Origin of the sequence: Streptomyces sp. NPDC006739, from assembly GCF_042869815.1 — a bacterium.
Taxonomy (GTDB): domain Bacteria; phylum Actinomycetota; class Actinomycetes; order Streptomycetales; family Streptomycetaceae; genus Streptomyces.
On sequence record NZ_JBIAGM010000005.1, the window covers coordinates 278,167 to 294,888 of the forward strand.

11 protein-coding genes are annotated in these 16,722 nt (G+C 72.6%); 8 read left to right on the forward strand and 3 right to left on the reverse strand.

Annotated elements, in window-relative coordinates; all coding sequences use genetic code 11:
* Positions 1-133: 133 nt before the first annotated feature.
* Together ACFYMM_RS13685 and ACFYMM_RS13690 are read right to left on the reverse strand one after the other, a co-directional pair.
* Positions 134-1,744, reverse strand: a complete 1,611-nt coding sequence (locus ACFYMM_RS13685) for an NADH-ubiquinone oxidoreductase-F iron-sulfur binding region domain-containing protein (protein WP_388386053.1) — start codon at positions 1,742-1,744, stop codon at positions 134-136.
* Positions 1,741-3,063 carry a cytochrome b/b6 domain-containing protein gene (locus ACFYMM_RS13690; RefSeq protein WP_388386054.1) on the reverse strand — a complete coding sequence of 441 codons (1,323 nt, stop codon included), beginning with the start codon at positions 3,061-3,063 and terminating at the stop codon, positions 1,741-1,743. The genes ACFYMM_RS13685 and ACFYMM_RS13690 overlap by 4 nt, the downstream gene beginning before the upstream one ends.
* Before the next feature lie 426 nt (positions 3,064-3,489).
* Here ACFYMM_RS13690 and leuS point away from each other — a divergent pair, with 426 nt between their 5' ends.
* The 7 genes from leuS (at position 3,490) to holA (ending at position 13,998) form a co-directional block, all read left to right on the forward strand.
* On the forward strand, positions 3,490-6,369 hold the full coding sequence (leuS, locus tag ACFYMM_RS13695) for a leucine--tRNA ligase (protein ID WP_388386055.1): 2,880 nt from the start codon (positions 3,490-3,492) through the stop codon (positions 6,367-6,369).
* A 142-nt stretch (positions 6,370-6,511) separates the two neighbouring features.
* Positions 6,512-7,240 carry a hypothetical protein gene (locus ACFYMM_RS13700; RefSeq protein WP_388386056.1) on the forward strand — a complete coding sequence of 243 codons (729 nt, stop codon included), beginning with the start codon at positions 6,512-6,514 and terminating at the stop codon, positions 7,238-7,240.
* Between the two features lie 81 nt (positions 7,241-7,321).
* The gene (locus tag ACFYMM_RS13705) at positions 7,322-8,167 is read left to right on the forward strand and encodes a DegV family protein (RefSeq protein ID WP_388386057.1); all 846 of its coding nucleotides are present in this window, start codon (positions 7,322-7,324) and stop codon (positions 8,165-8,167) included.
* Between the two features lie 134 nt (positions 8,168-8,301).
* Entirely contained in the window at positions 8,302-9,465 is a 1,164-nt protein-coding gene (locus ACFYMM_RS13710; RefSeq protein WP_388386058.1) for a helix-hairpin-helix domain-containing protein, read from the forward strand.
* Positions 9,462-12,050 (forward strand): ComEC/Rec2 family competence protein, encoded by a 2,589-nt coding sequence (locus tag ACFYMM_RS13715; protein ID WP_388386059.1) that lies wholly within the window; start codon positions 9,462-9,464, stop codon positions 12,048-12,050. Before ACFYMM_RS13710 ends, ACFYMM_RS13715 begins: the two co-directional genes overlap by 4 nt.
* Positions 12,051-12,081: 31 nt before the next feature.
* On the forward strand, positions 12,082-12,327 hold the full coding sequence (locus tag ACFYMM_RS13720) for a hypothetical protein (protein WP_388386060.1): 246 nt from the start codon (positions 12,082-12,084) through the stop codon (positions 12,325-12,327).
* Between the two features lie 681 nt (positions 12,328-13,008).
* Positions 13,009-13,998: a DNA polymerase III subunit delta gene (holA, locus tag ACFYMM_RS13725; protein WP_388386061.1), complete on the forward strand. Its 990-nt coding sequence runs from the start codon at positions 13,009-13,011 to the stop codon at positions 13,996-13,998.
* Between the two features lie 212 nt (positions 13,999-14,210).
* Here holA and rpsT read toward each other — a convergent pair whose 3' ends face one another.
* Positions 14,211-14,477 carry a 30S ribosomal protein S20 gene (rpsT, locus tag ACFYMM_RS13730; RefSeq protein WP_388386062.1) on the reverse strand — a complete coding sequence of 89 codons (267 nt, stop codon included), beginning with the start codon at positions 14,475-14,477 and terminating at the stop codon, positions 14,211-14,213.
* A 236-nt stretch (positions 14,478-14,713) separates the two neighbouring features.
* Between rpsT and lepA the strand changes: the two genes are divergently transcribed.
* Positions 14,714-16,588: a translation elongation factor 4 gene (lepA, locus tag ACFYMM_RS13735; protein ID WP_388386063.1), complete on the forward strand. Its 1,875-nt coding sequence runs from the start codon at positions 14,714-14,716 to the stop codon at positions 16,586-16,588.
* The last annotated feature ends 134 nt before the right edge of the window (positions 16,589-16,722 follow it).

Here is a 16,722-nt window from a genome sequence, read left to right on the forward strand (position 1 = left end):
AGTGAAGGCGGATCATCCCCAGGGATGGTCCGCCTTCGGCGTTTTGGAAGCCGTCACCGGCCCGTCGCCGGCACGTCGTACGACGACGGCGGGTCACCCGGGACCGGGTGACCCGCCGTAGGGGTCGGATCGTTCAGCGGCCGAGGGCGCGGCGGCCGCGGCCCTGGGAGAGGACCGGCAGGTTGCGCGCGGGCGCCTGTCCGCGCGTGTCCTCCTCGAGGCGCAGTGCCAGCGCCGGGCAACGGCGCACCGCGCGCAGCGCCTTGGCCTCCGCGTAGCGCGGCACCTTCGCCTGGGCGACGGTCGGGAAGCCGTCGGCGCCGAGTTCGAAGACCTCCGGGAGGATGTCCGCGCACAGACCGTGGCCCCGGCACAGCGTCCAGTCGACGTAGATCTTCTGACGGCTCTCGCCGGTCTCCTCCGGCTCTCCGCCGCCCGGGATGCCCGTAGGGGCCCTGCCCCCCTCGAAGAGCGGCAGAACGCCCTCCACGGGCCGTCCGCAGCCGTTCCCGAGGACGTGCGCGGCGAGGTCGTCGGTGAACGCCTTGATCGTCGACTCCAGGAACATCGCCGAGCCGTCCGGGTGCGAGCACGCGCCGCGCCGCTTGACGTTCTTGGCGACCTGCTTGAGCGCCTCCAGGGCGGCCGGTCCGCCGCCGTTGAGGATGTCCTCCATGCCGCGCGCGGCGGCCGGCAGCCCGAGGTAGCAGGGGCCGCACTGGCCCGCGCTCTCCTCGGCCAGCCACTGGGCCACCCGGAGCGACTCGCCCAGCGGGCAGGTGTCCTGGGTGATCGGCAGGATCGCGCCGGCGCCGAGCGCGCCGCCCACCGCGTCCAGGGAGTTGCGGGAGACGATCGCCTCGTTGACCGTCGCGGCGTCGATCCACTTGCCGTGGTAGCCGCCGGTCAGCACGCCCTGCGGGACCGGCGGGGCGCCGGCCAGCTGGAGGACGTAGCGCAGCGGCACACCCGTGGGGACCTCGATCACCATGGGGCGGGCGACCGCCCCGGAGACCGTGAGCATGACGGTGCCCGGCTCGTCGTAGAGCCCGGTGTTGCCGTAGCGCTCGGGGCCGATGCGGGCGGCGATGGCCAGCTGGGCGAACGTCTCGGCGTTCGACAGCAGGGTGGGCGCGCCGCCGACGCCGTTCTGCGAGGCGCTGACCTTGCGGCCGGGCGGGATCGCCGGGCCGCCGTCGATCGAGCGGATCAGGGAGGACGCGGCACCGGTGACCATCCGGACCGGGTTGCGCTGGACGAACGCCTTCAGCGCCGAGCGGCGGCTGTTGCTGAGGCCGCGTTCGGCGAGCGCCGCCTCCATGGAGCGCTGCGTCGACTCACGGGTGACCCCCACCACGAGCGTGCGGGCGCCCAGGGCCTCGGCGCACAGCAGCGCGCCGTCCAGGATGAGGTGCGGGGCACGGTTGATGAGCACCGTGTCCTTGCGGCAGGCCGGCTCGTCCTCGCTGCCGTTGACGACGACGACCGGCCGGACGCCGCGCTTGATCGCCGCTTCGGCGACCGAGCGCAGCTTCTTGTGGAACGGGAAGCCCGCGCCGCCGCGGCCCTTCAGGTTGATGTTCTCCGAGAGCTTCGCGAGGGCCTCTCCGCCCATGGGTTCAAGCGGCCCGTGCACCTTCAGGTGCATGGGCAGATCGAGTCGCTCGACAAGGTCGAAGCCCGACGTGAGCTGCGGAAGTCCGACCACGCGGACTTCGGGGACGTCGGGCAGGGCCTCGTTCACCTATAGCCTCCGGAAGGCGTGTTCCAAGGTTCGCCCGGACCCGGTGCGTCGAAGGACGCTCCGGGTGATGGTTCAGTGGCGGGACCGCTGTTGTACGTGTCATTCGAGTTGTACGTGCCGTAGGCGGCGTTCGTCTCACGGGTGTCGTACATGTCACTTCCGCCGTATCCGCCCGTGCCCGAATTGCCGTAGACCGGGATGTTGTATCCGGTGTCCTGGAGCGGGTCGTACGCCGACGGCGGTGCCTCGCCGACCGGCGGCGGGGACGGGATCGGCCAGTTGCCCGAGGTGCTGGAGGGGCCGTCCACGCGCGGGATCGCCTCGGTGGCCTGGAAGTCCGTCGGCAGGTCCATGCGTGCCGTCTGGCCGGCCGCGAACGGCTGCTGGGACCGGCCGGGCGTCTGGACGGCCCGGTAGGCGGCCGCGAAGCCGGAGGCGGGCTCCTGGGCCGCCCGGAAGGCGCCGGTGTCGTACGACCCGGTGGCGGAGGTGGGCATGTCCGGGAACGACGGCGTGGCGGAGCGCCGGTTCTCGTAGCCCGGCAGCGTGGACGTGGACTGGGTGTCCGTGAGCCGTGCCCGGCTGGCGTCCAGGTCGTCGCGGCCCGGCCCCTCCTCGGTGCCCAGGAGTCCCATGATCCGGTCGGCGACCCTGCGCTTGAACGGGCGCGGCGCGGCGCGCAGCAGCAGGGCCGCGATGATGCCGGCCAGGCACAGTTCGTACGAGACCATGAAGAACGTCTTCGCCGGGCGGCCCGCGAACAGGCCGTGGACCAGGGCCGCGCACAGGGCGGGGTAGGCCAGCATGTGCATGGCGCGCCAGCGTGCGGCCACCGGGGCGGGGGAGGCGAACTGGTTGCGCAGCGCGCCGGTGACGCCCACGAAGATCATGAGGTACGCGGCCAGGGAGCCCAGGCCGATGAGGGTGGCGCTGCCCGGGTTGGCGCCGTCGCTGCCGAACAGCATGCCGAAGGGGATCAGGGCGGCGATCCAGCTGGCGTGGTCCAGGGCGAGCTTGACCCCGATGTGCACGATCACGAAGGCGATCGAGGCGACGGCGGTCACCCGGTGGATGCCCTGGGCCACGATCCGCTGGCGGATGTTGAGCAGGAGCCGGTCCTGGGCGACGAGGCCCCAGATGCACGAGCAGGTGAGGCAGACGAGCGACAGCACGCCCGCACCGAAGTTCAGGAACTGCTGGAGCCAGTCGCCACCGAACAGGACGACGAAGGGTATGAGCAGCAGAACGACGGCTGAGGCCACCCCATAGGCCGAGCGGCCGGGCCGGGGGAGCGAGCTGGTACTACGACGAGGGTTCATGGGGGCAACTCCGAGCAGTTTCGGGAAAGCGGTCCCGCTGCCGAACTTTAGGTGGCGCCATACCGATCGGTACGAGGTTTCAGTTATTGCGTTGTTATCAAAGGACCATGTGCTAGTTGTAATGTCCCTTAGTAGCTGTTACGCGAAGTAACCTTTGACCTTGGGTCGGTCACGGTGCGGCTCCTGTCATGGTGACGGCACTGTCGACCAGGCATACGCAAGCGCGTCGCGGCTTGCTCAAGGGCTGCGGTACCCTGACGCCATGCGTGCCGTACGCCTTCTGCTTAGCGGGCCGCGCTGATCAGTCCCGACCACCGGTGAACCGGCTGGCGGAATCGGCGCGGCGTCCCCTCCTGTGCGAGGGGATTTTTCGTTTCCCGAAAGTCACCGCCGCAGGCAGAGACGACCGATGGAGCTTTGAGGATCATGAGCGAGACGAACCCCGCCGCCCCCGCCGCCGCGTCGGCGGACGCGGCGCCGCACCGCTACACGGCAGCCATGGCGGCCGAGGTCGAGGCACGCTGGCAGGACTTCTGGGACACCGAGGGTACCTACTCGGCGCCCAACCCCACGGGTGACCTGTCCGGCGACCCGGAGCTGGCGGCCAGGCCCAAGAAGTTCATCATGGACATGTTCCCGTATCCCTCCGGTGCGGGACTGCACGTCGGTCACCCCCTGGGCTACATCGCCACCGATGTCTTCGCCCGGTTCCAGCGCATGACCGGCCACAACGTCCTGCACACCCTCGGCTTCGACGCCTTCGGCCTGCCCGCCGAGCAGTACGCCGTGCAGACCGGCACGCACCCGCGCGTGTCCACCGAGGCCAACATCGAGAACATGAAGATCCAGCTGCGCCGGCTGGGCCTGGGCCACGACAGGCGCCGGTCGTTCGCCACGATCGACCCGGACTACTACAAGTGGACCCAGTGGATCTTCCTGCAGATCTTCAACTCCTGGTACGACGACGAGGCCCGCAAGGCCCGTCCGGTCTCCGAGCTGATCGCCCAGTTCGAATCCGGTGAGCGCGCGGTGCCCGGCGGGCGCTCCTGGAACGAGCTGGGCGCCGCCGAGCGCGCCGACGTCCTGGGCGAGTACCGCCTGGCCTACGCCTCCGACGCGCCGGTCAACTGGTGCCCCGGTCTCGGCACGGTGCTGGCCAACGAGGAGGTCACCGCCGACGGCCGCTCCGAGCGCGGCAACTACCCGGTCTTCAAGGCCAAGCTGCGCCAGTGGAACATGCGCATCACCGCCTACGCCGACCGGCTGCTGGACGACCTGGAGGCGTTGGACTGGCCCGAGGCGATCAAGCTGCAGCAGCGCAACTGGATCGGCCGCTCCGAGGGCGCCCGCGTCGACTTCCCGATCGACGGCGAGCAGATCACGGTCTTCACCACCCGCCCGGACACCCTGTTCGGCGCGACCTACATGGTGCTGGCCCCCGAGCACCCGCTGGTCGAGAAGTTCACCCCGGCCGCCTGGCCCGAGGGCACCCACGAGGTGTGGACCGGCGGTCACGCGAGCCCGGCCGAGGCCGTCGCCGCCTACCGGGCGCAGGCCGGCGCCAAGTCCGACGTGGAGCGGCAGGCCGAGGCCAAGGACAAGACCGGCGTCTTCACGGGCGCCTACGCGACCAACCCGGTCAACGGCGAGCGGATCCCGGTCTTCATCGCCGACTACGTCCTGATGGGCTACGGCACCGGCGCGATCATGGCCGTACCGGCGGGCGACCAGCGCGACTTCGAGTTCGCGCGCGCCTTCGAGCTGCCGGTCCACTGCATCGTCGAGCCGACCGACGGCCGGGGGACCGACACCTCGACGTGGCAGGACGCCTTCGCGTCGTACGACGCGAAGATCATCAACTCCGCCAACGGCGACATCTCCCTGGACGGCCTGAGTGTCGCCGACGCCAAGGCGCGCATCACCGAGTGGCTGGAGCGCAAGGGCATCGGCCACGGCACGGTCAACTTCCGGTTGCGCGACTGGCTGTTCAGCCGCCAGCGCTACTGGGGCGAGCCCTTCCCGATCGTCTACGACGAGGACGGCACCGCCCACGCCCTGCCCGAGTCGATGCTGCCGCTGGAGCTGCCCGAGGTCGAGGACTACTCGCCGCGCACCTTCGACCCGGACGACGCGAACACGTCCCCGGAGACGCCGCTGTCCCGCAACGAGGACTGGGTGAACGTCACCCTGGACCTGGGCGACGGGCCGAAGAAGTACCGCCGCGAGACCAACACCATGCCCAACTGGGCCGGTTCCTGCTGGTACGAGCTGCGCTACCTGGACCCGCACAACGACCGCAAGCTGGTCGACCCGGAGATCGAGCGGTACTGGATGGGCCCGCGCGAGGGCATGCCGCACGGCGGTGTCGACCTGTACGTGGGCGGCGCCGAGCACGCCGTGCTGCACCTGCTGTACGCCCGCTTCTGGTCCAAGGTCCTGTACGACCTGGGGCACGTCTCGTCGGCCGAGCCGTTCCACAAGCTGTTCAACCAGGGCATGATCCAGGCCTACGTCTACCGCGACAGCCGGGGCATCGCGGTGCCGGCCGCCGAGGTGGAGGAGCGCGACGGCTCCTACTACCACCAGGGCGAGCAGGTCTCCCGGCTGCTGGGCAAGATGGGCAAGTCCCTGAAGAACGCGGTCACTCCGGACGAGATCTGCGCCGAGTACGGCGCCGACACCCTGCGCCTGTACGAGATGGCGATGGGCCCGCTGGACGTGTCCCGGCCGTGGGACACGCGCGCGGTGGTGGGCCAGTTCCGGCTGCTGCAGCGGCTGTGGCGCAACATCGTCGACGAGACCACCGGTGAGGTCACGGTCGTCGACGCGGAGCCCGACGAGGACACCCTGCGGGCCCTGCACAAGGCGATCGACGGCGTCCGCCAGGACCTGGAGGGGCTGCGGTTCAACACCGCCATCGCCAAGGTCACCGAGCTGAACAACCACCTGACCAAGGTGGGCGGTCCGGTGTCGCGCTCGGTCGCCGAGCCGCTGGTGCTGCTGATCGCCCCGCTGGCCCCGCACGTGGCCGAGGAGCTGTGGCGCCGGCTGGGCCACACCGGCTCGGTGGTCCACCAGGACTTCCCGGTCGCCGACCCGCGCTACGTCGTGGACGAGACCGTGACCTGTGTCGTGCAGATCAAGGGCAAGGTCAAGGCCCGTCTGGAGGTGCCTCCGGCCATCTCGGAGGCGGAGCTGGAGAAGGTGGCACTGGCCGACGAGAAGGTCGTCGCGGCGCTGGACGGGGCCGCCATCCGCAAGGTGATCGTGCGAGCGCCGAAGCTGGTGAACATCGTCACGGGGTGACGCCCGGTGGCCGACGGCCACCGCATAGGGGTGGTCCCCTACGGGCAGGTTCCGGGTTCTGGTGGAACTCGGAACCTGCCCGCTGCGTTTACCGTGGAAGAGCGGAGCGGTTCATGGCCAGCGCGGGTGGAGGAGGAGCGTCGTGGAAGTGGTGCTCACAGTGTTCGTCCTGCTCTTCCTGCTCTTCGTCGGGCTCGGCGCGTACGCCACGGTCAAGGCGGTGGGCGCCGCCAAGAGAGGCGTGGACCGTACGATCACGCAGGCCCGCCGCACGGTCGAGGACCACACCCTGCGTGCCAAATCCTTCGTCCAGGTCGGCCCGGCCGCCGAGGTCGCCCAGCTCCGCCTCACCCTGCGCACGTCGATGCGTGCCACCCAGGACGCGCTGCACGCGGGCGTGGCCGAGGACGAGTCGCTGAAGGAGTCCCTCGGCCTCTTCCAGCGGCTCAGCGCGCACGGCCAGGAACTGGACGCCGAGCTCAAGCGCCTGGAGTCCGAACCGGACCGGGCGACGCTCAAGGCGAGGCTGCCGGACCTGCGTGCCCGCACCGAGCGCATCACCCAGTCCGCCGACGCGCTGCGCTGGGCGGCCCGCGACCGGGCCCACCGCTTCGCCGGCGACGATCTGGACGCGCTGAGCGCCCAGATAGACGTCGAGGCGGACGCGCTGCGGCACTGGACGCGGCCCGACCCGTCGGCCACTCCCTGGCCCGAGGCGCCCGCCGCCGACGGCCCGGCCTCCGAGCAGACCTGGCCGCAGGCGCCCGGCGCCCGCGCCGCCGAGGAGCCGGAGCCGCCCGCGATCGCCCCGCGACTCCGGCGCCCCGCCTACTCCTGGCAGAAGAAACCCCGTCCGGAGAGCACCACTTGACCCGTCCGGCCCCGGTCCCGGCGGGCCGGCCGGCAGGGGCCGGGCTGCCGTCGGCGCGCTACGCCAGGTAACCTCCAGCTCATGTCCCGCCATGTCGCGATCGTCACCGATTCAACGGCCTACCTGCCGCCCCGGACGATGGAGCGCCACGGCATCACAGCGGTGCCCCTGACCGTGGTCCTCGGCGACCAGGCACTCGAAGAGGGCACCGAGATCTCGACCCGCTCCCTGGCCCAGGCGCTGCAGAAACGGCGCTCCGTGACCACCTCGCGGCCCAGCCCCCAGGTGTTCGCGGAGACTTACCGGAAGGTCGCGGAGTCCGGCGCCACCGGCATCGTCTCCCTGCACCTGTCCGCCGAGTTGTCGGGCACGTACGACGCGGCGGTGCTCGCGGCGCGCGAGGCGCCGGTGCCGGTGCGGGTGGTGGACACCGGGATGGTCGCGATGGCGCTCGGCTTCTGTGCGCTCGCGGCGGCCGAGGCGGCGGAGGCGGACGGCACCGTGGACGAGGCCGTCACGGCGGCGGAGAAGCGGGCCGCGGGCACCTCCGCCTACTTCTACGTCGACACGCTCGACTATCTGCGGCGCGGCGGCCGCATCGGCGCGGCCCAGGCCCTGCTGGGCTCCGCCCTCGCGGTGAAGCCGCTGCTCCAACTGGACGGCGGACGCATCGAACTCCTCGAAAAGGTCCGTACGGCGTCGAAGGCGATCGCCCGCCTGGAGGAGATCGCCGCCGACCGTGCGGGCGGCGCCGAGGTCGACATCGCTGTCCACCATCTCGCCGCCCCCGACCTGGCCTCGGCGCTCGCGGAGCGGCTGCGGGCGCGGGTACCGGGGCTGGCCGACCTGCATGTGAGCGAGGTGGGCGCGGTGATCGGGGCGCACACCGGGCCCGGGCTGCTGGGGGCCGTCGTCTCGCCGAGGTGAGGCCGGCCCGTGTCAGCGGACTCCCCGGGTTTCGTGTCACCCGTGCGGGTGGCGGAATTATCCACAACCAGCCCGTGGTCCACGGGAATTGACCAAGATCATCGCGAATCGGCGGGATGCCCCATCCTCGTCGCATGGCACTTCGATCACGCTCCCGTACGACGACCGCGACCAGTGGCCCGGGCCGCGGGCCGGCCTCCGACGGCCGCGCCCGCCACCGCCGCCCGGCCGACCGAAATCCGGCCGGGCACCGCCCGGTACCGGGGGAGGAACTGCGCCGCCGCGCGGAACTGCTCTTCGCTGAACGAGCCGTACAGCGGCGGGAGTCGGGCCACGGACCACCCGGGGCGCGACCGCGCGCGGACACGGCGAACGCGACGGGTACGGCGCCCACGGTGCCCGGGACTCCGTCGGCCGGTGCGGGGAGGGTGGCGTATACCGGGCGGGCGGCTCGTGCGGGACAGGCGGCCGACGCGGGACGCGCGGCCGGGCCCCCGGCACCGGGTCGGCGTGAGCGGGCCGCGCTCGCGTTGCGTGAGCGGCTGCCGGTGTGGTTGCAGGCGCGGTGCGGGCTGGAACGGCGGGGTGCGGTCGCGCTCACGGTGGTCCTCGCCCTGGCCGCGGTGCTCGCGGTGCAGCACTTCTGGGCCGGCCGCACCCAGTCCGTGAGCGCGCCCCAGGTGGTGCGCGCGGAGGCGCCGTACGAGACGTCCGGGAACAGGGCCGGAGGCAAGACCGGGGCGAAGCTCTGGGAGAAACCCGGGGAACAGCCGGGGGGAAGCGAGTCGGGAGCCGGCCGGCCGGGAGGCTCCGCCGGCGCCGCTCCGGGCACGGCCGGGGCGGAGATCGTCGTGGACGTCAGCGGCAAGGTACGGGACCCGGGGATCCACCGGCTGCCGGCCGGCTCACGGGTCGCCGACGCGCTGCGGGCGGCCGGCGGCCCACGACCGGGTACCAGCACCGAGGGACTCAACCGCGCCCGGTTCCTGGTGGACGGAGAACAGATCGTCGTCGGCGCCCCCGCCCAGGCCCCGCCTCCCGCACCGGGCGCCGGAGGGCCGGCAGGTCCGTACCCGGCCGGCCCGGCGGCGGGCGCGGCACCCACGGCCCCGATCCCGCTCAGCACGGCGACGGCCGAGCAGCTGGACACCCTCCCCGGAGTGGGCCCCGTGCTGGCCCGGCGCATCATCGACTACCGCACACAGCACGGCGGATTCCGCTCGGTGGACGAGCTGCGCCAGGTGAACGGCGTCGGTGCCCGCCGCTTCGCCGACCTGCGGAATCTGGTCCGGCCATGAGCCGCGTCACCGGCCGGCACCCACCGGGGACCGCCAACGGCCGCAGGGCCGTGCACTCCGCCTCGGGACGCCGGCTGGGCGACCCCCACCCCCGGCAGGAGGGCCCGACGGACCTGCGCCTGGTGCCGCCCGCGCTCGCGGTGTGGGCGACGGCGGCACTGACGCTGGACACCCCGCCGGCCTGGAGCATCGCGGTCACGGCCGTCTGTCTGATCGCCGGGACCGTCCTGCTCGCCGTGCGCGGGGCGCGAAGCGACGGGTGGCCCGGCGGCGACCCCGGCCCGCGCGCCCGGCTCGGCTGGTCGCGGGTACCGGCCGCCACCGTGCTCCTGTGCGTCGCAGCGGCCGCCGCCTCGGCCGGGCTGCACGGGGCGGACGTGCGGCGCGGCCCCGTGCCCGAGCTGGCCCGGCGGTACGCGAGCGTGACCGCCGAGGTCGAGCTGAGCGGCGATCCGTGGCTGAGCAGACCGCGGGTGCGGGGAGACCACGCGGCACCGGTGTCCGTGCTGGCCCGCGCACAGGTACGGCGCGTCGAGGAGAGCGGCGGGAGGAGTGCGCGGACCCGGACCCCGGTGCTGGTGATCGTCGACACGGAGGTTCCCGCACCGCTGCGGGCCGCCGTGCCCGGCACACGGAACGCGCGGGCCGCCTGGCTCGGACTGCTGCCGTCCACCCGGCTGCGGGTGGCCGCGCGGCTGGCGCCGACGATGACGACGGGGGACGAGACGGCGGCCGTACTGCGGGTGCGGAGCCGGCCGGTACCGGAGGTCGTGGCGGGGCCGAGCGGGCCGCAGCGGCTGGCGGGACGGCTCAGGGCCGGGCTGCGGGAGGCGACCGACGGGCTGCCCGGGGACGCGCGGGCGCTGCTTCCCGGGCTGGTCGTCGGGGACACCTCGCGGATCACGCCCGAACTGGACGACGCCTTCAAGGACACGGACCTGGCGCACACGCTCGCCGTGTCCGGCAGCAACCTGACCATCCTGCTCGCCCTGCTCGTCGGACCGCCCGGCCTGGCCCAGCGCACCGAGCGCCGGGGGCTCGCACCACTGCTCGGGCTCTCGCTGCGGGCGACCGCGCTGTCGGCCGCGGTCCTCACCCTCGGGTTCGTCATCGTGTGCCGCCCCGACCCGAGTGTGCTGCGGGCGGCGGCCTGCGGCGCGGTCGCCCTGCTCGCCCTGGCCACCGGGCGCCGCAGATCCCTGATCCCGGCGCTCGCGACGGCGGTCCTGCTGCTGGTCCTGTACGACCCGTGGCTGGCACGCGGTTACGGCTTCCTGCTCTCCGTGCTGGCCACCGGGGCGCTCCTGGTGCTGGCGCCGGGCTGGAGCGAGGCGCTGCGCCGGCACCGGGTGCCCGCGCGGGCGGCCGAGGCGCTGGCCGCGGCCGCCGCCGCGCAGGCCGTGTGCGGGCCGGTCATCGCCGTGCTGTCGGCCCGGGTGAGTCTGGTGGCGGTGCCGTGCAACCTGCTGGCCGAGGCCGCTGTCGCCCCGGCCACCGTCCTGGGCTTCGCGGCGCTGGTGACGGCGCCGGTGGCCCTGCCCGTCGCCAAGGCGCTGGCGTGGTCCGCGAGTTGGCCGGCCCGGTGGATCGCCCGGGTCGCCAGGACCGGGGCCGCGCTGCCCGGCGCGGGAGTGGACTGGCCGGGGAGCTGGGCGGGGGCACTGCTGCTCGCCGGGATCACCATGGCCGTCGTCCTGGCCGGGCGGCGGCTGCTGCGGCACCCGTGGTGGTGCGGTGTGCTGGCGCTGCTGCTCCTGCTGGTGCTGGTGCGGCCCGCGCCGCTCACCCGGGTGATCACGGGCTGGCCGCCGCCCGACTGGCGGTTCGCGATGTGTGACGTCGGGCAGGGCGACGCGACCGTCCTCGCGGCCGGGGGCGGCGCCGGGGTGGTGGTGGACGCCGGACCGGATCCCGCACTCGTCGACCACTGCCTGCGGCAACTCGGTGTCACCCGGATCCCGCTCCTCGTACTGACCCACTTCCACGCCGACCACGTCGCCGGACTGCCCGGGGTGCTGCGGGGGCGCTCCGTGGCCGCCGTCGAGACCACCGGTTTCGAGGAACCCGCCGACGAGGCCGGGTTCGTGAGGAGGGAGGCGGCCGACCACCACATCCCGGTCACCCGGGCCGTCGCCGGGGAGGAGCGGCGGGCCGGCCCGCTGGCCTGGCAGGTGCTGTGGCCGCCACCCGACCCGGCGCCGGAGCCGGACGGTCCCAACGACGCCAGTGTCGCGCTGCTGGTGCGGACCGCCGGACTGCGACTGCTGCTCCTCGGGGACCTCGAACCCCCTGCCCAGCAGGCGCTGTTGAGATCTCCGGCGGCGGCCGCGCTGGGCCTGGTGGACGTGCTGAAGGTGGCCCACCACGGCTCGGCCCACCAGGACCCGGAGCTGATACGGCTGGTGGCGCCGCGGGTGGCGCTCATCTCGGTCGGCGCCGACAATCCGTACGGGCATCCGGCCCCGGGCACCGTGGCCGCGTTGCGCGCCGAGGGGGCGGTGGTGCTGCGCACGGACCGGGACGGGGCGATCGCGGTCGGCGGGCGGGGCGGCGCGGGCGGGGAGCTGCGGCTGACCAGGGACTGAGGCGGGCGAACCGTGCCGGACAATGGGCGGCGTGAGCGATGTGAGACACGTGCTGGTGCTGCCCGACCGTGACGCCGCCGAGGAGGCGGCCGAGGCGCTCGGGGAGCGGTTCGCTGTCGACGAGGAACCCCGGCTGGTCCGCGACGCCCTGGCCGGCGAGGACGACGCCGAGGACGCGCAGTGGCTCGTGCTCCTGCGGGACGAGGACGAGCGTCTCGACCCGGCGGAACTGGACGCCTTCGCAGGCCGTTGGGACGGCTGGCGCGAGGAGCCGTAACCCGACCCGGGCTGCCCCGGCTTCCCGGCCTCCTGGCACCGCTCCCCGCCTCCGGGGCTCCGGGGCTCCGGGTCTCCGGCCTCCGGGTTTGCGGGCCCCCGGCCTCCTGAGCCCCCGCCTCCGGGTCTCCGGGTCTCCGGTCTCCGGGTCTCCGGCCTCCGGGCCCCCGGCCTCCGGGCCCCCGGCCTCCCGGGCCCCCGCCTCCGGGCCCCCGGCCTCCCGGGCCCCCGCCTCCGGGCCCCCGGCCTCCCGGGCCCCCGCCTCCGGGTCTCCGGGCCTCCGGGTCTCCGGCCTCCGGGTTTCCGGGTTTCCGGGCCCCCGGCCTCCCGGGCCCCCCGCCTCCGGGTCTCCGGGTCTCCGGGCCTCCGGGTCTCCGGCCTCCGGGTTTCCGGGTTTCCGGGCCCCCGGCCTCCGGGTCTCCGGGTCTCCGGGCCCCCGGCCTCCGGGCCCCCCGCCTCCGGGCCCCCGGCCTCCCGGGCCCCCCGCCCCGGCCTCCGGGTTTCCGGGCCCCCCGCCTCCGGGCCCCGCCTCCGGGACCCCGGCCTCCGGGCTACCGGCCCCCGGAGGGGACCCCCCGGACTCGGCCGACGGGGCGGCCGGCCCGCGCTGCCTTGTCTGTGCTGCGCTGCCAGTGCCGCGCTCCGTGCCGCGTTGTCAGTGCTGCGTGGGATGCTTGGCGCGATGGCCAGGAAGACTGCGAACGACGACCCTCTCGCCCCGGTGACCCTTGCCGTGGGCCAGGAGGACCTTCTGCTCGACCGTGCCGTGCGGGAGGTGGTGACCGCCGCCCGGGCGGCCGATGCCGACACGGACGTGCGTGACCTGACTCCGGACCAGTTGCAGCCCGGTACCCTCGCCGAGCTGACCAGTCCGTCGCTCTTCGCCGAGCGCAAGGTCGTGGTCGTACGCAACGCGCAGGATCTGTCGGCCGACACGGTCAAGGACGTGAAGGCGTATCTGGGGGCGCCCGCCGAGGAGATCACGCTCGTGCTGCTGCACGCGGGCGGGGCCAAGGGCAAGGGGCTGCTCGACGCCGCGCGCAAGGCGGGGGCGCGGGAGGTGGCCTGCCCGAAGATGACCAAGCCCGCCGACCGGCTCGCCTTCGTACGCGGTGAGTTCCGGGGGCTCGGACGGTCGGCCACGCCCGAGGCGTGCCAGACGCTGGTCGACGCCATCGGCAGTGATCTGCGGGAGCTGGCCTCGGCGGTGACGCAGCTGGTCGCGGACGTCGAGGGCACGATCGACGAGGCCGTGGTCGGGCGGTACTACACGGGCCGGGCCGAGGCATCGAGCTTCACGGTCGCGGACCGGGCCGTCGAGGGGCGGACGGCGGAGGCGCTGGAGGCCCTGCGGTGGTCGCTGGCGACCGGCGTGGCACCCGTGCTGATCACCAGCGCGCTGGCGCAGGGGGTCCGGGCGATCGGGAAGCTGTCCTCGGCCCGGGGCGGCCGGCCCGCCGACCTCGCGCGCGAACTGGGCATGCCGCCGTGGAAGATCGACCGCGTACGCCAGCAGATGCGCGGCTGGACACCGGACGGGGTGGCGATCGCGCTGCGCGCGGTGGCCGAGGCGGACGCGGGGGTGAAGGGCGGCAGCGACGACCCCGAATACGCCCTGGAGAAAGCGGTGGTGACGATCGCCCACGCGGCACGCTCACGGGGACGCGGATAGTCAGGGCGGGCCGGCTCGGACGGGTTCGGGCACGCCGAAGGCCCCGTCGCTTCGCCCTGGGGAAGGGTGGAGCGACGGGGCCTTCGGTTCAAGCCGGTGAGCCCGTACCCGCGTGGCGAACGCAGGCCGCGTACAGGCTCTGGGATGCCGGTCGGGAGCGGAGGAGAGAGGGCCCGCTCTGGGTCCTTCCGGCGGTCAGATCAAAGAAGGGTTCAGCCCTTGAGTGCCGCGACCTTGTTGGCCAGGGCCGACTTCTTGTTGGCGGCCTGGTTCTTGTGGATGACGCCCTTCGAGACGGCCTTGTCGAGCTGACGCGCGGCAGCGCGCTGGTACTCGGTGGCCTTCTCGACGTCACCCGCGGCAGCGGCCTCACGGGCCTTGCGGATCGCGGTCTTCAGGGAGGACTTGACGGCCTTGTTGCGCAGCCGCGCCTTCTCGTTGGTCTTGATCCGCTTGATCTGGGACTTGATGTTCGCCACGAATGAGCCTTTTCAGGTTCAGGCACGGGGCCGGGAGTGACTCCGGGTCCGTACCAGGTGATTTCTTGAGGACGTGCCTCGCGCTGAGAGGGCATGAGGCACAGCCACCCAGAGTACCAGTGGCACTCGGGACGGCCCAAAACGGTCCCCGGTCGCCGCCCGTGGGACCATGGAGGCTACGTATCGATCCGACCCGAGCCGCTGCCCTGCGGATACCTCAAGAATCAGGACCCTGCGTGCCCGCGACCCCTAACCATGTGCCCGAGCCGAGCCGTACCGACCCGGCTCTGATCCGCAACTTCTGCATCATCGCGCACATCGACCACGGCAAGTCCACGCTCGCCGACCGGATGCTCCAGCTCACCGGCGTCGTCGAGCAGCGGCAGATGCGTGCTCAGTACCTCGACCGCATGGACATCGAGCGCGAGCGCGGCATCACGATCAAGTCCCAGGCGGTGCGTCTGCCCTGGGCCCCGACCGAGGGCCCCGACCAGGGCACGACGCACATCCTCAACATGATCGACACCCCGGGGCACGTCGACTTCACCTACGAGGTCTCGCGGTCGCTGGCCGCCTGCGAGGGGACCATCCTCCTCGTCGACGCCGCCCAGGGCATCGAGGCGCAGACCCTCGCCAACCTCTACCTGGCGATGGAGAACGACCTCACGATCATCCCCGTACTGAACAAGATCGACCTGCCGGCCGCGCAGCCCGAGAAGTTCGCCGAGGAGCTGGCCAACCTGGTCGGCTGCGACCCCGAGGACGTCCTGAAGGTCTCCGCCAAGACCGGCCTCGGCGTCGACGCGCTGCTGAACAAGGTCGTCAAGGAGATCCCGGCCCCGGTCGGCGTCGCCGACGCGCCCGCCCGCGCCATGATCTTCGACTCCGTGTACGACTCCTACCGGGGTGTCGTCACGTACGTCAGGGTCATCGACGGCCAGCTCAACAGGCGTGAGCGGATCCGGATGATGTCCACCAACGCCACCCACGAGCTGCTGGAGATCGGCGTCAGCTCACCCGAGATGCTCCCGGCCGACGGGCTCGGCGTGGGCGAGGTGGGCTATCTGATCACCGGTGTGAAGGACGTCCGCCAGTCCAAGGTCGGTGACACCATCACCAGCCAGGCCAAGGGCGCCACCGAGGCGCTCGGCGGATACAAGGACCCCAAGCCGATGGTCTTCTCGGGCCTGTATCCGCTGGACGGTTCCGACTATCCGGAGCTGCGGGACGCCCTGGACAAGCTGCAGCTCAACGATGCCGCGCTGGTCTACGAGCCGGAGACCTCGGCCGCCCTCGGCTTCGGCTTCCGCGTCGGCTTCCTGGGCCTGCTCCACCTGGACGTGATCCGTGAGCGGCTGGAGCGCGAGTTCGGCCTCGACCTGATCGCCACCGCGCCGAACGTGGTCTACCGCGTGGTCATGGAGGACGGCACCGAGCACACCGTCACCAACCCGAGCGAGTTCCCCGAGGGCAAGATCAACGACGTGTACGAGCCGGTCGTGCGCGCCACCATCCTGGCGCCGACCGAGTTCATCGGCTCGATCATGGAGCTGTGCCAGACCCGGCGCGGCACCCTGCTCGGCATGGACTACCTCTCCGAGGACCGGGTCGAGATCCGCTACACCCTCCCGCTCGCCGAGATCGTCTTCGACTTCTTCGACCAGCTGAAGTCGAAGACCCGCGGTTACGCCTCGCTGGACTACGAGCCCACCGGCGAGCAGACCAGCTCCCTGGTCAAGGTCGACATCCTGCTGCACGGCGACAAGGTGGACGCCTTCTCCGCGATCACCCACAAGGACGCGGCGTACGCGTACGGTGTGCGGCTCGTCGCCAAGCTGCGCGAACTCATCCCGCGGCAGGCGTTCGAGGTGCCCATCCAGGCCGCCATCGGCTCCCGGGTCATCGCCCGCGAGACCATCCGCGCCATCCGCAAGGACGTCCTCGCCAAGTGCTACGGCGGTGACATCTCCCGTAAGCGGAAGCTGCTGGAGAAGCAGAAGGAAGGCAAGAAGCGGATGAAGATGGTGGGTTCCGTGGAGGTTCCGCAGGAGGCCTTCATCGCGGTCCTTTCCAGCGATGACAGCGCGGGGTCGGGCAAGGGCAAGAAGTAACCGCCGGTTACAAGTGAAGTCCGCGCAAAAAGGGGCCCGCCGTAGCAAAGCACGGCGGGCCCTACGCGCGCGTAGCGTCGCTCTGCGTGGAAAGTGACAGGCCGAAGCCCCTTACGCAGCGGCCGGTCGCGCCT

Coding starts and splice junctions, on each gene's coding strand:
- ACFYMM_RS13705 (WP_388386057.1), top strand. CDS start 7,322: ATGTCCCGCCATGTCGCGATCGTCACCGATTCAACGGCCTACCTGCCG.
- ACFYMM_RS13690 (WP_388386054.1), bottom strand. CDS start 3,063: ATGAACCCTCGTCGTAGTACCAGCTCGCTCCCCCGGCCCGGCCGCTCG.
- ACFYMM_RS13715 (WP_388386059.1), top strand. CDS start 9,462: ATGAGCCGCGTCACCGGCCGGCACCCACCGGGGACCGCCAACGGCCGC.
- holA (WP_388386061.1), top strand. CDS start 13,009: ATGGCCAGGAAGACTGCGAACGACGACCCTCTCGCCCCGGTGACCCTT.
- leuS (WP_388386055.1), top strand. CDS start 3,490: ATGAGCGAGACGAACCCCGCCGCCCCCGCCGCCGCGTCGGCGGACGCG.
- ACFYMM_RS13710 (WP_388386058.1), top strand. CDS start 8,302: ATGGCACTTCGATCACGCTCCCGTACGACGACCGCGACCAGTGGCCCG.